General features: G+C 72.0%; 15 protein-coding genes. 6 read left to right on the forward strand and 9 right to left on the reverse strand.

All coding sequences use genetic code 11. The annotated features are described in order from the left end of the window. Window positions 1-51 precede the first annotated feature (51 nt). Window positions 52-405, reverse strand: a complete 354-nt coding sequence (locus QDS12_RS02570; protein WP_279876649.1) for a hypothetical protein — start codon at window positions 403-405, stop codon at window positions 52-54. A gap of 37 nt (window positions 406-442) precedes the next feature. On the opposite strand from QDS12_RS02570, the gene QDS12_RS02575 reads away from it, so the two are divergent. Next, the gene (locus tag QDS12_RS02575; RefSeq protein WP_279876650.1) at window positions 443-883 is read left to right on the forward strand and encodes a MarR family transcriptional regulator; all 441 of its coding nucleotides are present in this window, start codon (window positions 443-445) and stop codon (window positions 881-883) included. Here the strand turns inward: QDS12_RS02575 and QDS12_RS02580 are convergent, their stop codons facing one another. The 3 genes from QDS12_RS02580 to QDS12_RS02590 form a co-directional block, all read right to left on the reverse strand. Next, complete coding sequence (locus tag QDS12_RS02580; RefSeq protein ID WP_279876651.1) at window positions 884-2035, reverse strand: hypothetical protein; 1152 nt, start codon at window positions 2033-2035, stop codon at window positions 884-886. It abuts the gene before it with no gap. Between the two features lie 51 nt (window positions 2036-2086). Beyond that, window positions 2087-2935 carry a 3-hydroxybutyryl-CoA dehydrogenase gene (locus tag QDS12_RS02585; RefSeq protein ID WP_279878451.1) on the reverse strand — a complete coding sequence of 283 codons (849 nt, stop codon included), beginning with the start codon at window positions 2933-2935 and terminating at the stop codon, window positions 2087-2089. Between the two features lie 67 nt (window positions 2936-3002). Beyond that, window positions 3003-4022: a nitronate monooxygenase gene (locus QDS12_RS02590; protein WP_279876652.1), complete on the reverse strand. Its 1020-nt coding sequence runs from the start codon at window positions 4020-4022 to the stop codon at window positions 3003-3005. Window positions 4023-4330: 308 nt separating this feature from the next. On the opposite strand from QDS12_RS02590, the gene QDS12_RS02595 reads away from it, so the two are divergent. Beyond that, window positions 4331-4951, forward strand: coding sequence for a class I SAM-dependent methyltransferase (locus QDS12_RS02595; protein ID WP_279876653.1), 621 nt, complete (start codon window positions 4331-4333; stop codon window positions 4949-4951). Window positions 4952-4961: 10 nt separating this feature from the next. Then, the gene (locus tag QDS12_RS02600) at window positions 4962-5843 is read left to right on the forward strand and encodes a phosphotransferase (protein WP_279876654.1); all 882 of its coding nucleotides are present in this window, start codon (window positions 4962-4964) and stop codon (window positions 5841-5843) included. Here the strand turns inward: QDS12_RS02600 and QDS12_RS02605 are convergent, their stop codons facing one another. Continuing rightward, window positions 5844-6173 carry a metalloregulator ArsR/SmtB family transcription factor gene (locus QDS12_RS02605; RefSeq protein WP_279876655.1) on the reverse strand — a complete coding sequence of 110 codons (330 nt, stop codon included), beginning with the start codon at window positions 6171-6173 and terminating at the stop codon, window positions 5844-5846. 211 nt (window positions 6174-6384) lie between these two features. Here QDS12_RS02605 and QDS12_RS02610 point away from each other — a divergent pair, with 211 nt between their 5' ends. Beyond that, complete coding sequence (locus QDS12_RS02610) at window positions 6385-8229, forward strand: phosphoenolpyruvate carboxykinase (GTP) (RefSeq protein ID WP_279876657.1); 1845 nt, start codon at window positions 6385-6387, stop codon at window positions 8227-8229. Window positions 8230-8290: 61 nt separating this feature from the next. Here QDS12_RS02610 and QDS12_RS02615 read toward each other — a convergent pair whose 3' ends face one another. Continuing rightward, window positions 8291-9325, reverse strand: a complete 1035-nt coding sequence (locus QDS12_RS02615) for a LacI family DNA-binding transcriptional regulator (protein ID WP_279876658.1) — start codon at window positions 9323-9325, stop codon at window positions 8291-8293. Window positions 9326-9369: 44 nt separating this feature from the next. Continuing rightward, the gene (locus QDS12_RS02620; protein WP_279876659.1) at window positions 9370-9579 is read right to left on the reverse strand and encodes a hypothetical protein; all 210 of its coding nucleotides are present in this window, start codon (window positions 9577-9579) and stop codon (window positions 9370-9372) included. Window positions 9580-9725: 146 nt separating this feature from the next. On the opposite strand from QDS12_RS02620, the gene QDS12_RS02625 reads away from it, so the two are divergent. Then, window positions 9726-10577 carry a hypothetical protein gene (locus QDS12_RS02625; RefSeq protein ID WP_279876660.1) on the forward strand — a complete coding sequence of 284 codons (852 nt, stop codon included), beginning with the start codon at window positions 9726-9728 and terminating at the stop codon, window positions 10575-10577. Beyond that, window positions 10574-11410, forward strand: coding sequence for a hypothetical protein (locus tag QDS12_RS02630; RefSeq protein WP_279876662.1), 837 nt, complete (start codon window positions 10574-10576; stop codon window positions 11408-11410). Before QDS12_RS02625 ends, QDS12_RS02630 begins: the two co-directional genes overlap by 4 nt. Window positions 11411-11471: 61 nt before the next feature. On the opposite strand, the gene QDS12_RS02635 is transcribed toward QDS12_RS02630, so the two are convergent. After that, complete coding sequence (locus QDS12_RS02635) at window positions 11472-12518, reverse strand: HAMP domain-containing sensor histidine kinase (protein WP_279876663.1); 1047 nt, start codon at window positions 12516-12518, stop codon at window positions 11472-11474. Next, window positions 12515-13180 (reverse strand): response regulator transcription factor, encoded by a 666-nt coding sequence (locus tag QDS12_RS02640; RefSeq protein WP_279876665.1) that lies wholly within the window; start codon window positions 13178-13180, stop codon window positions 12515-12517. Before QDS12_RS02640 ends, QDS12_RS02635 begins: the two co-directional genes overlap by 4 nt. Window positions 13181-13343 lie beyond the last annotated feature (163 nt).

The following is a 13343-nucleotide window of genomic DNA, read 5'->3' on the forward strand; positions in this document are numbered from 1 at the left end:
CTGTGGCGGCCGGGCCGGTGCGTCTTCCGGGCCGGGTCTACCCCCGCGACATCAGCGGAACGCGAACCACAGCCCGACCAGCCCGGGCAACAGGCCGAGCAGCAGCCAGGGGACGTACGGCCACTTGTGCGGCGGGTTCCCGTGGATGAGGATGCCGGCCGCGACGCCGATGACGCCGAACGCGCAGGCGATCACGTTGAGCCCGATCCGGGCGGCGGTGGCGTCCTCGGGGACCATGGAGGCGGCGATCGCGAGGCCGATGGCGAGGTGCGCGATGGTGAACACGGTGAGGACCGACATCACCCAGCGCTGGACGTTGGTGAGCGAGTGGTCGTTGACCGGTCGGACGAGGTTGTCCGGGTCCATCAGGTGCCGCGGGCGCTTCACGGGCTGCTGACTGCTCACACTTAGTTTGTACACCAATGATTGGTACGCTCACAACGTGACGTCGGAGACCACCAACCCGTTGGCGCTGGACCAGCAGGTCTGCTTCGCCCTCGCGATCGCGTCGCGGAGCGTGATCGCCTGCTACAAGCCGCTGCTCGAGCCGCTGGGCCTCACGCACCCGAAGTACCTCGTGATGCTCGCGCTCTGGGAGCAGGAGCCGCGCCGGGTCAAGGAGCTGTCCGAGACGCTGCAGCTCGACCCCGGCACGCTGTCGCCGCTGCTCAAGCGCCTCGAGGCCAAGGGCTACGTACGCCGGGAGCGCGACCCGCACGACGAGCGCGCGCTCGCCGTCGTCCTCACCGAGCGCGGCCGGGCGCTGCGCACCGAGGCCGAGAAGATCCCGGCGGCGATCATCGACCGGCTGGGCATGGACGTCGCCGAGCTCCTCGAGCTGCACCGGCGGCTCACCGACGTCATCGCCGCCGCGACCCGCTGACTACTCGGCGGTCCACACGCGACCGCCGTCCCCGTCGTCGGACAGCAGCAGTACGCCGGCCGCGTCCGCTGCGACGGAGAGGACGTGCTCCCCGGCCGTGCCCGGTGGCGTCGCCGGCGTCTCGGCCCGCGTCCAGGAGGAGCCGGCGGTGGTGCCGCGCCAGAGGGCGTAACGGGCGCCGTCGCTCGTGGTCGCCCAGACGGCGCCGCCGCGGGTTGCGAGGCTGGCGACGAATGGGCTCCTGCTCGCGTCCGAAGGGATCCGACCGAACGTCCCGGCGCGCGACCAGGTGCCGTTCAGTCGCTGCCAGGCGCCGAACGCGTTCCCGCGCAGCCCCACTCCCAACAGGCCGTCGGGCGTCTCGGCGACCCGCTCGACGTCGTCGAACGACCGGCTGCCCGGCACCGTCTCGCGTGTCCACGTCGCGCCGTCGGGCGAGGTCCAGGCCTGCGGCTGCCGGTCGAGGGCGTCGTCCGGCGCGTTGCCCCCGCCGACGACCACCCACTCGTCGCGGTCCCAGGCGGCGTCCTGGGCCAACGCGGCCAGCGCCGAGTCGTCGGCGAGCCCCGGGACGCCTTCGTGCAGCGTGAAGGCCCGCGCGTCGGGCGAGGTCCACACGGCCGGTCCGCTGACGCGGTTGCCGGTGATGAGCCACCCGCCGGGCTTGGCCGCGATCGGCCCGACGTTGGTGGCCTGCTCGCCGCCGTACTGGGTGTAGGGCGCGGCGACGTCGTGGAGCCCGGCCGCGTCCTCGAAGAACGTGGTGACCCGCGGGTTCCCGTGGGCGCCGCCGGAGCGCGCGCCGACGGCCGCGACCGTGCCGTGGGCGCAGGCGGCCGAGGTCAGGATGGCGCGCTGACCCCAGAAGGTGTCGGCCTCGACCGCCAGTGCGGTCCAGGTGCTCCCGTCCGACGAGCGCCAGGCCGCGGGCCGGCTGTCCTGGTCCGAGGTCGGCTGATCCAGGAAGACGCCGCCGACCACGTACCAGCGCTCGCCGCAGCGCACGGCGTCCCGCACCACGATCCGCCCGGGTGCGCCGGGCGGGGCCGGCAGCGACGCCTCGTGCCAGTGTGGCTCGGGTCTTGGCGAGTCGTCGGCGTGGCCGGTGCACGCGCCGAGGAGGAGGACCGCGAGGAGGGGCAGCCGGCGCACGCGCCACAGTCTGCCCCTCCGGCCGCCCCTCAGGCTGCCCCTCCGGGCGGCTCAGTAGGCGTAGAAGCCCTGGCCGCTCTTCTTGCCCAGCAGCCCGGCGTCGACCATGCGGTCGAGCAGCGGCGGCGGGGAGTAGAGCGGCTCCTTGAACTCGTCGTACATCGAGATGCCGATCGCGCGGATCGTGTCGAGGCCGATGAGGTCGGACAGCGCGAGCGGGCCCATCGGGTGGCCGCAGCCGAGCACCATGCCCTTGTCGATGTCGGCGGCGCTCGCGTAGCCGGCCTCGTACATGCGGATCGCGCTCAGCAGGTAGGGCACCAGCAGGCTGTTGACGACGAACCCCGCCCGGTCGGTCGCCTCGATCGGCTGCTTGCCGAGGGTGTCGCCGACGAAGGCCTGCATCCGCTCCAGCGTCTGCGGACCGGTCGTCAGGCTCGGGATGAGCTCGACCAGCTGCATGACCGGCGCGGGGTTGAAGAAGTGCACGCCCATCACGTGGTCGGCGCGGCCGGAGACGGCGCCGAGCTTCACGATCGGGATGCTGGAGGTGTTGGAGGTGAGGATCGCGTCGTCCTTCTCGAGCAGCGCGCCGACCGTCCGGAAGAGCTCGAGCTTGATGTCCTCGCGCTCGGACGCCGCCTCGACGACGAGGTCGCGGTCCTTGAGCTGGCCGAGCTCGGTCGTGAACGTGATCCGCTCCAGCGTCTCGGTCACGTCCTGCTCGGTGATCTTGCCGCGGCTCTGGGCCTTCTCGAGGCTGCCCCTGACCTTCCGCTGGGCCGCGTCGGACGCCTCCTCGCTGACCTCCACCACGACGGTGTCGAGGCCCGCGCGGGCGCACACCTCGGTGATGCCCGACCCCATCAGGCCGCCACCGATGACGCCTACCTTCTCGATCATGTCTGCTCCTCTCTTGCCTGCATGATCCTCCCGGCGTCCGCGGCACCGGCAGGCAGGTCGCGGCTCAGAGACCGGACGTGAGGTCGGCGAAGGTGTCCGCGGCCGGCCGTTCCCGGATGGAGCGGTAGCCCGTGCCGGCCCAGAGGTTGACGTAGTCGGGGTCCCCGGCGGCACCGGCAGCCTTGCGGATCGGGCTGGTCAGGTGGTGGATCGCCGGGTAGCCGGAGGGTGCGCCGCCGTGGTGGGAGGCGAGGAACCGGTTGGGGATCGCCCGCGCCGGGCGGCCGCTGAAGGCGCGCGTCATCAGGGTCGACCCGCGGTCCGGGCCGAGCAGGGCGGCACGGTGGGCGGCCGACGTACCCGCCTCGGGGGAGAGCAGCAGTGCGGTCCCGACGGCGACGGCGAGCGCCCCGGCGTCGAGTGCGGAGGCGACGTTCGCCGTGGTCATGATGCCGCCCGCGGCGACGATCGGCTTCCGGCTCGTCGCCGCGATCTCGGCGACCAGCCCGGGCAGCGGGCGGTCGACAGGAACGTGCTCGGGGGTGAGCGTGCCGGAGTGGCCGCCGGCGGCGGGGGCCTGCACGACGAGCAGGTCGACACCGGCCTGCTCCGCCGCACGAGCCTCCTGGGCCGAGGTGACCGTCTGCGCCGTGGTGGTGCCGACCTTCCTCAGCCGGTCGATGTCCCGGTCGCTCGGGAGGCCGAACGTGAACGACACCAGCGGCACCGGATCGGCGACGAGGAGGTCGAGCTTGGCCTGCCAGGCGTCGTCGTCCTCGCGAGGTTCGGCCGGTACGTCGACCTCGAACCGCTCCGCGTCGTGCCGGATGCGGTCGCGGTAGGTGTCGTAGGCGTCCCGCTCGACCGGGACGGGGTTCGGCGCGAAGAGGTTGACCCCGAACGTGCCCGTTGTCTGCCGGACCGCCGCGACCTGCTCCGCCAGCGCCTCCGCGGTCCGGTAGCCCGCAGCGAGGACCCCGAGACCACCGGCCGCCGCGGCCGCGACCACCAGCTCGGGGGTCGTCGGGCCGCCGGCCATGGGGGCGGCGAGGACGGGGATGCCGAGGTCGTCGAGCAGGGTCATGGTTGCCATGGTGCCAAGGGCGTGCGTCGGGCCGGTTGGCGTGCACACGGCTGTGGATGGACGGGTTGTTCACAGACGCTGTGGCGTGGGCGGCCGGGCGTCGTGTGCGTGCTCGGCGTGGGGTCATGGTTGTTGCTGGGTCTGCTGGTCATCCCGGGCGGCAGCCCAGGTGCTGGCGCTGCGGGGATCGACGCCTCCCCCAGACCCGGGGCGGTTCAGTCAGCTCCACCAGGCGGACCTGAGCGGATCGACGCGCGTCTGCCCGACCCCGGCACAGGACTCCCCACGGATCCGGCTAGCGTGCCGCCATGCCAGGAGCCGAAGGCGTCGAGGGCGTGCACCGACGCTTCTATGACACCGAGCTGGCGGACCGCGCCAGCCGCCCGCTGGGGGACGACCGTGAGCGGCAGGTCCGGGAGTTCGCGCGACGGTGCGTCGCCGAGGACCGCAGGAAGGTGCTGGAGGTCGGCTGCGGCGCGGGCCGTGACGGACGCGTCATCGCGGACGCCGGCCTTGCCTACGCGGGTGTCGACCTGTCCCCTGTCGGGGCACGGATCTGCCGCGACGCCGGGCTCGGCGCCTGCGCGGCGTCGGCGCTCGCGCTGCCCTTCGCCGACGACACGTTCGACGCCGGGTGGTCGATGAGCACGCTCATGCACCTGGACGGGGACGGCATGCAGCGAGCCCTCGCCGAGCTGCGGCGCGTCATCGGGCCGGGCGGGGTGCTGGAGGTCGGTGTGTGGGGCAAGGACGTCGACGACGAGTGGTACGACGCCCACGGCCGCTACTTCCGCCATCGGACGGACCGCGGCCTGCGTCAGCTGCTGGGCGCGGTCGGTGAGGTGACCGCCTTCGCGACGTGGGACCACCTCGACGACGGTGGCGCCCACTACCAGTGGGCGCGCGTCGCGGTCGGTGCGACGCCGTAGCGTCTGAGCCATGGACCCGCTCACCTCACTGCAGCCGCTCGAGGGCGGCTGGTCGGGCGAGACGTTCCTCGCCGAGGTCGCCGGGGAGCGGTCGGTCGTGCGGGTCTTCGCGAGCGCGCGTCACTCGAGGCAGGCGGCCGAGATCCAGGAGGCCCTGCTGCGACTCGTGCGCGGCCTGGTGCCGGTGCCGGCGGTCAGGGAGGTCCGCCGCGCCGAGCCCGACGCCGACGTTCCGGGGCTCCTGGTGACCGAGTTCCTGGACGGCGTACGCGCTGACCTGCTGCTGCCGACGCTCGACGACGACGGCCAGGCGCGGCTCGGCGAGCGACTCGGGCGGGTCGCCGGGACGCTCGCGGGGATGCCGCAGCTGACCGGCGGGCTGTTCGCTGACGCGACGCTCCGGGTCGATCCGTTCGACCCGGACCTCGACGCGTGGGTGGCCGACCACGCGGAGCGGCTCGACTGGAGCGACGACGATCTCGCGGGCCTGCGGGCGGTCGCGGACACCGCCCAGGACCTCCTCGACCAGGTCGGCCGCGTCAGCCTCGTGCACAGCGACCTCAATCCCAAGAACGTCCTCGTCGAGCCGAGCACGCTCGAGGTCACGGGCGTCCTCGACTGGGAGTACGCCCACGCCGGCAGCCCCTACGCCGACCTCGGCAACCTGCTCCGGTTCGACCGCCGCCCGGCGTACGCCGACGCCGTGCTGCGCGGCTACGCCGACCTGCGCGGCGACGACCCGGCGACCGCGCTCGACCGGGCGCGCAGTGCCGACCTGGTCGCGCTCGTCGACCTGGCCGCCCGCCGCGCCGCCAACCCGGTCGCGGCCCGAGCGCACGACCGGCTGCTGGCCATCGCCCGCTCGCGCGACCTGCACGCGACCGACGGGTGATCAGTCGCGGCTGTTGACCTCGGAGTAGGAGTCCGAGCCGAGCTTGCCGGTGAGGATCCCGCGGCCCGCGTCGAGCAGGGCGCCGACCTCCGGGGTGGCGAGCTCGTAGAGCACCGAGGACCCCACCCGGGTCGAGCTGACCATGCCCGCCCGGCGCAGGACGGCCAGCTGCTGGGACAGGTAGGACGGCTCGACGCGCAGCTCCGCGAGGAGGTCGCGCACGTGGGTCGGTCCGGCCTGCAGCCGCTCGAGCACGCGGATGCGGATCGGGTGCCCGAGGATGCGGAACAGCTCTGCCTTGGCGTCGTAGAGCGGTTCGCTGCCCTTCATCTGGGTACCCCCTTCCCAAGGTCCGATCGAAAACCAGAAAACGGCCTCTGACAAGCACAAATAGATGTTCGGAACAACAAATTCGGCGTTGGATCGATCCATTGGGCCGAACGTGATCAATGCCTCAGGATCGTGGACAGTACACCACTTGAAGGATTCTTCAATTCGGGTAGCGTGCCGGACACATCGGCGGATCTGAAGGGCTCATTTGATGGTTGACGTGGACAAGATTCTCGACGAAGCGGGGCTGAAGAATCCGCAGGTGCGCGACTACGTGGCGCACTGGGCAGAGGTGACCGGCGCTGCCGCGATCGAGGTCGTGAACGCCTCCGACGACGCCCGGCTCCTGGCCGAGGCCGTGGCCGCCGGCGAGCTGCTCGAGGCAGGCGAGGGCCGCTACTACTCGCGCTCCTACTACAAGGACACCGCCCGGTCCGAGGAGCGGACGATCGTGGCCACGAACAACCCGCAGGACGCCGGTGCCTACAACAACTGGCGGCCCGCCTCGGAGATGAAGCCGCTGCTCGAGGAGAAGATGCGCGGCGCCTCCCAGGGCAAGACGATGTATGTCGTCCCCTACCTGATGGCCCCGCCTGGATCGCCCCTCGAGCCGTACGCCGCCGGTGTCGAGCTGACCGACGCCCGCACCGTCGTCCTGCACATGATCCGGATGGCGCGGGTCGGCGTGGACCACATCAACAACCTCGCCGACCAGAACTCGTTCGTCCGCGCCGTCCACGTGACCGGCGACCTGGAGAACCTCGGTCACGGCACCGACGAGGACCAGCGTTACTTCGTCACCTGCGCCGACGAGCGCACGATCCTGCACTTCGGGTCGTCCTACGGCGGCAACGCGCTGCTCGGCAAGATCGCCCACGGCCTGCGCCAGGCGGCCTACGACGGCTTCGCGTCGGGCAAGTTCCTGGCCGAGCAGTTCATGCTGCTCGGGATCGTCGACAAGGAGACCGGCAAGAAGTACCACATCGCCGGTGGCTTCCCGAGCGCCTCGGGCAAGACCAACCTCGCGATGACGCTGGCTCCCGACGCGCTCGGCGACCGCTACTACGTCGAGTTCTACGGCGACGACATCGCGTGGATCTGGGTCAACGAGGAGGACGGCCGCGCCTACGCCTTCAACCCGGAGAACGGCGTCTTCGGCGTCGCCAAGGACACCAACGAGAAGACCAACCCGACCGCGCTGGACTCCATCGCCGAGGGGACCGGCGTCATCTTCACCAACGTCGCCTACAACGAGAAGACCCACGAGGTCTGGTGGGAGGGCAAGACCAAGAACCCGCCGGAGGACCTCGACGGCTGGCTGGACTGGAAGGGCGAGGCGATCGCCCGGCGCGGCCTGGGCGAGCAGGGCGAGCCGTGGGCGCACCCCAACTCGCGCTTCACCACCGCCCTCGACAACGTCCCGAACGTCGCCGACGGCTACGACGACCCGCGCGGCGTCCCGCTCGACGCGATCATCTTCGGGGGCCGCACCCGCGACCGTGAGCCCTTGGTCCGTGCGTTCACCGATCTCGCCGAGGGCGTCTACGACGGCATGACGCTGGGCGCCGAGGCCACCTTCGCGGCCGAGGGCGTCGAGGGCCAGCTGCGCTACGACCCGATGTCGATGCGGCCGTTCATGTCCTACAACGAGGGCGACTACGCCAAGCACTGGCTCGACGTGCTCGGCAGGGCCACCGACGCCCCCATCTTCGCCCACGTCAACTGGTTCCAGCGCGACCCCGAGGACGGCCACTTCCTGTGGCCCGGCTACCGCGACAACCTGCGGGCGCTGCTCTGGCTCGTCGCGTTCAAGAACGGCGAGGCGAAGGGCACGCCGACCCCCGTCGGCGTCATCCCGACCGAGGACGAGCTGCTCCTCGAGGGCTGCGAGGTGACGCCGGCAGACCTCGACACGATCCTCTCGATCGACGTCGACCGCTGGAAGCAGGAGATGGGCTTCCGCGAGGAGCACCTCAAGCAGTTCGACCGGCTGCCCGAGGCGATCTGGGAGGCCCACCGCCGGGTCGCCCAGGCGCTGGAGGACGCCGACCGCTGAGCCTGGCGCAGCGCAACGTCAGACGCCCTGGTCGCTTCGGCGGCCAGGGCGTCTGACGTCCTCAGGCCGGCGGTGCGGTCGAGTCCCGCACGACGAGCGTCGTGGGCAGCCGCACCGCCTCGCGGGCCCGCCCCGCGAGGGTGTCGACCAGCAGCCCGACAGCGGTGCGGCCCTTCTCGGCGATGTCCTGGCGCACCGTCGTCAACGGGGGCCGGCTCGCCGAGGACGCCGGATTGTCGTCGAAACCGACGATCGACAGGTCGCCCGGCACCGACCGGCCGAGCGACTCGGCGGCGCGCAGGAGTCCGACCGCGAACAGGTCGGAGAAGCAGAGCACGGCGGTGACGTCGGTGGAGGCGAGCAGCTCCCGGCCGGTCTCCTCGGCTGCGACGAGCGGTCGGTACGCGGCCAGCCTGACCTCCGGCGTGACGCCGGCGGCGTCCAGGGCGTCGTGCCAGCCGAGCATCCGCTCCCGCATCGGGTAGGAGTCGGAGATCAGCGACAGGTCGGTGCTCGGGCCGGGCTTCTCGGCGTCCTGGAGTGCCAGGATGCCGATCCGCGTGTGGCCCAGGTCGAGCAGGTGCTGGGCCGCGGCGCGGGCCCCGGCCCGGTCGTCGATGTTGACCGCCGGCACGCCCTCGCGGACGTTCTCGTCGATCGTGACCATCGGGATCTGGCGCTTCTCGAGCCAGCCGATGCCGGCCGTCTCGGCGTTGCAGCTGTAGACGAGCGCCGCGTCGATGGCGACGTCGCGAGCGGGGAAGAACCCGTCGCCGCGCGGGGGCGCGAGCAGCGTGAGGGCGAGCCCCTCGGCGTTGAGTGCGTCGGCCACGGTGGCCAGGAGCTCGGCGGAGACCGCGTCGGCGAAGGACTCGCTCACGCCCTCGTTGAGGAGCAGGCCGACCGACCCGGTCCGGCCGCGGGCCAGCGCCCGGGCCGCGGGGTCGGGGCCGACGTACCCGAGCTCGGTCGCGGCCGCGAGGATGCGCTCCCGGAGCTCGGCGGAGAGCTGGTCGGGGCGGGAGAACGCGTTGGACACGGTCATCCGGCTCACGCCGACCTTGTCCGCGATCGATTGCAGGGTCACCTTGGCCATGGGTGACCCATTATCGCCGACGGCCGGTGGCGCGTCGGCGCGCGTCAGCGCTGCTCGGCCGGGACCGGGCACGGGTCGGCCGGCTCGAGCCAGGCGGCGACGCGGTGCAGGTCCGCCGCCAGCGTGGTCCGCAGCGCGCGGACCCGGCGGGGACGGGGCTTGTCGGGAACGACGGGAGCGTCGGGTCGGGCGCTCAGGACCTGCTGCTGGGTGAGTCGGACGGCCAGGTAGGCCGCGATGGGCTCGTACGACATGGCTACCTCCGGAAGAGTGGGCTTTACCGGTACAGTAACCAGGGGTTCTGTACCGGTCAAGACGCAATCAGGTCTGAGTCAGGCGGCCGTCCCTACCGTCCAGGACCATGACAGTCACCTCCCCGACCAGTCGATCCCGATCGAGGGTGTTCGCCAGACCCAAGGTCCCCGAGGTCTTCCTCGTCTTCTGGGTGGTCAAGCTGCTGACGACCGGCATCGGCGAGACCGCTTCCGACTTCATGGGAACCGCGAACCTCGTCCTGGCCGGCGTCGTCGGCGTCGGCGGCTTCTTCCTCGCGCTCTGGCTGCAGCTGCGGGCCGACACCTACCACCCGGTCCGCTACTGGGTCACCGTCCTGATGGTCGCCGTGTTCGGCACGATGATCGCCGACGGTCCCCACGTCGCCCTGGGGACGCCCTACTACGTCGACTCGTGCCTCTACCTCGTGCTGCTCGTCGCGCTGCTCGCCTGGTGGCGCCGCTCGGAGGGCACGCTGTCGGTCCACTCGATCACGACGGCTCGCCGCGAGCGGTTCTACTGGGGCACGGTGCTCCTGACGTTCGGCCTCGGCACCGCCCTCGGCGACACCACGGCCGAGAACCTCCACCTGGGCTTCGCCTGGTCGATCGCCGTCTTCGGCGGCCTCATGCTCCTGCCGCTCGCCGTCTGGTCCTACGCCGGCCGGGACCGCGCCGGCCGGGCAGGATCGGTCGCCCTGAGCGTCGGCACGTTCTGGGCGGCGTACTCGCTCACCCGGCCGCTCGGCGCGAGCATCGCCGACTGGATGGCGACCCGGCACGGCCTCGCCTGGGGGACCGGGCCGGTCACGCTCGTCGGGCTCGTTCTCTTCGCGCTGCTCGTCGGCTACGTGGCGATCACGCACAGCGACGTGGAGGGCGCCCACGCGGCGCGCGACCACGGCATCGACTCCGACTCAAACATCGACCCCGACATCGACCCCGACATCGACCCCGACCGGAAGGAGGTGGCCGCATGAGCGCCACCGTCGAGCGCCAGGGAGCGCGCCTGCTCAACAAGGTCCCCGAGGTCACCCTGTGGTTCTGGGTGATCAAGATCCTGTGCACCAGCGTCGGTGAGAGCTTCGCCGACTACATCAACGAGACACTCGGCTTCGGCCTCGTCCCCACGACCGTCCTCTTCGCCGTGCTGCTCGTCGGCGCGCTCGTGGTGCAGTTCCGCACGCGTGCCTACACGCCGTGGATCTACTGGCTGACCGTCGTCCTCGTCAGCGTCGAGGGCACGCTCCTGACCGACAACCTGACCGACGGGATGGGCGTTCCGTTGTGGATCAGCTCCACCGTCTTCGCTGCGTTGCTGCTCGCCGTGTTCAGCACCTGGTACGCCCGGGAGCGCACGCTCTCGATCCACTCGATCAACACGCCGGCCCGCGAGGCCTGGTACTGGCTCACCGTGCTCGTCACGTTCGCGCTCGGCACCGCCCTCGGCGACTGGAGCCTCGACCTCACCGGCTGGGGGCCGGGTACGTCGGTGCTGCTGCCGCTCGGCCTCCTCGTCGCGACGATCGTCGCATGGCGCGCGGGTGCCAACCCGGTGCTCACGTTCTGGATCGCGTACGTGCTCACGCGGCCGCTGGGCGCCAACATCGGTGACTTCCTCGCCTCCGACCGGTCCGAGGGCGGACTCGGTCTGGGGACGCTGGTGCCGAGCGTGGCCTTCCTCGCCGCGATCCTCGCCGTCGTGATCTACCTGAGCGTGAGCAAGGTGGACCGCACCGAGCGGGCCCTGGCCGCGCAGGGGAAGTCGGAGGAGCCGGAGGAGCCCGACGAGCCCGACGAGGCCGTCGCCTGACCTGGTCAGGTTGCGGTCAGGAGGTGCGGCGCACACTCGCCGGCGGGGTGGCTCCTGCGACTCAGCTCCGCGGGAGTCGCAGGACGAAGACGGTCGAGCCCTCATCGGCCCCCACGGCCGAGAGCACGACGTCGCCACCCACCGAGCGGGCAACCCGGCGGGCGATACCCAGTCCTAGTCCCGTCCCGCCGGCGTTGCTCGTTCCCGGCTCGAAGATCCGCAGGCGCTGCTCCGCCGGGACACCGCCACCGTCGTCGCGGACCGCGATCTCCACGCGGTCCGCGACGACCTCGGCCGAGAGCGCGACCGCCGAGGCGGCGTGCCGCCCGGCGTTCTCCACAAGCGGGGCGAGCGCCTGCGAGACGAGATGGGCGGGCGCCGCGACCAAGGGCAGCCCGGCCGCCAGGTCGGTGGTGAAGCGCACCCGCTCGGGAACGTGTGCCGCCATCGCCTCGACGACGTCGCGCACCGAGGAGCGGGCGGCGCCGCGGGCCGTCTCCGGCGAGCGCGCCACCTCCAGCAGCGTCGTGATGACCTGGGCCATCCGCCGCGCACCGTCGCCGATCTCGGCCAGGTCCTCGCGCAGTGCCGGGTCGCCGTCGTGGCGCAGCTGGGCGATCTCCGCGGAGGCGGCGATCGCCGTCAGCGGCGTACGGAGCTCGTGCGCCAGCTCGGCGGTCAGCCGCTGCTCGGTCAGGATCGCCTGCGCGACCCGGTCGAGCAGGCGATCGAGGGTCGCCCCGAGGGCGGCCAGCTCGTTGACGGGCGGCCCGAGGTCGAAGCGGTGCTCCAGGTCGTGCTCGCTCCAGTCGGCGGCGCGCTCGGCCATCTGCTGCACGGGCGCCAGCGCCCGCCGGGTGAGCGACCAGGCCAGCCAGCCGACGAGGGCGACGACCACGACGGCGAGCGCGCACGTCACCAGGAGGGCATAGCGCTCGGACCGCTCGTAGGCGGCGGCGGCCTGCTCCGGGCTGGCGCTGAGCGCCGCGCGGACGTCACGACGTGCGGTGAGCTCGAGCACCGCCTGGGTGCCGACCACGAGCACCACCATGACCGCCGCGGCCAGCAGGACGGTGGAGACGACCAGCTTGCTCCGGAGCGTCCTCACCGCAGCTGGTAGCCCACGCCGCGGACGCTGCGCAGCTGGAGCGGCGAGCCGATCTGCTCGAGCTTGCGGCGGATGCGCGTCGCGTAGGAGTCGAGCGTGTTGTCGCTGACCTGCGCGCCGTCGGGCCAGGCCGCCGCGATGACGGCCCGGCGCCTGACCACCTCGCCGCGCCGGGAGGTGACGGCGGCGAGCAGCCGGAACTCCGTCGGCGTCAGCAGCGCCTCCTCCTCGCCGAAGACGACCGCGTGCCGGGCCGGGTCGAGGAGCAGCTCGGTGGGCGCCGCCGACGTCGTCGCGCGGGTCCGGCGGGCCAGTGCCTCGACGCGCACAGCCAGCTCCGCGACGGAGAACGGTTTGGCCAGGTAGTCGTCGGCGCCCGCAGCGAAGCCTGCGAGCCGCTCGTGCAGCTCGCCCAGCGCGGTGAGGAAGAGGACCGGAGCCAGCTGGCCGGCGCTGCGCAAGGCCAGGCAGACGTCGCGGCCGTCCGCGTCGGGCAGCCCGATGTCGAGGACCAGGACGTCCAGCGACGGGTCGTCGGCGAACCGGCGCAGGGCCTCCCCACCGTCGTACGCGACGACCGTGTCGTGCCCGTGGAGCCGCAGCCCCTCGGTCACGACGCGACGGATCGCAGGGTCGTCCTCACACAGCGCCACCTTCACCATGACCCCGAGTCTCGACCGTCAACCTGATGCGAACCTGACCGTGACACGGCGGTTCCGGGACCTTGGTCCACATTTGACCAACAATTCCACCGAAACCGGTGACAACAGGATGGTTGATGAGGCAATCTTCTTCCCGGAACCCCTGGTGACCCGAGACGCCAGG

The organism is Nocardioides sp. CER19 (assembly GCF_029846275.1).
In the GTDB taxonomy this organism is placed as follows: Bacteria; Actinomycetota; Actinomycetes; order Propionibacteriales; family Nocardioidaceae; genus Nocardioides.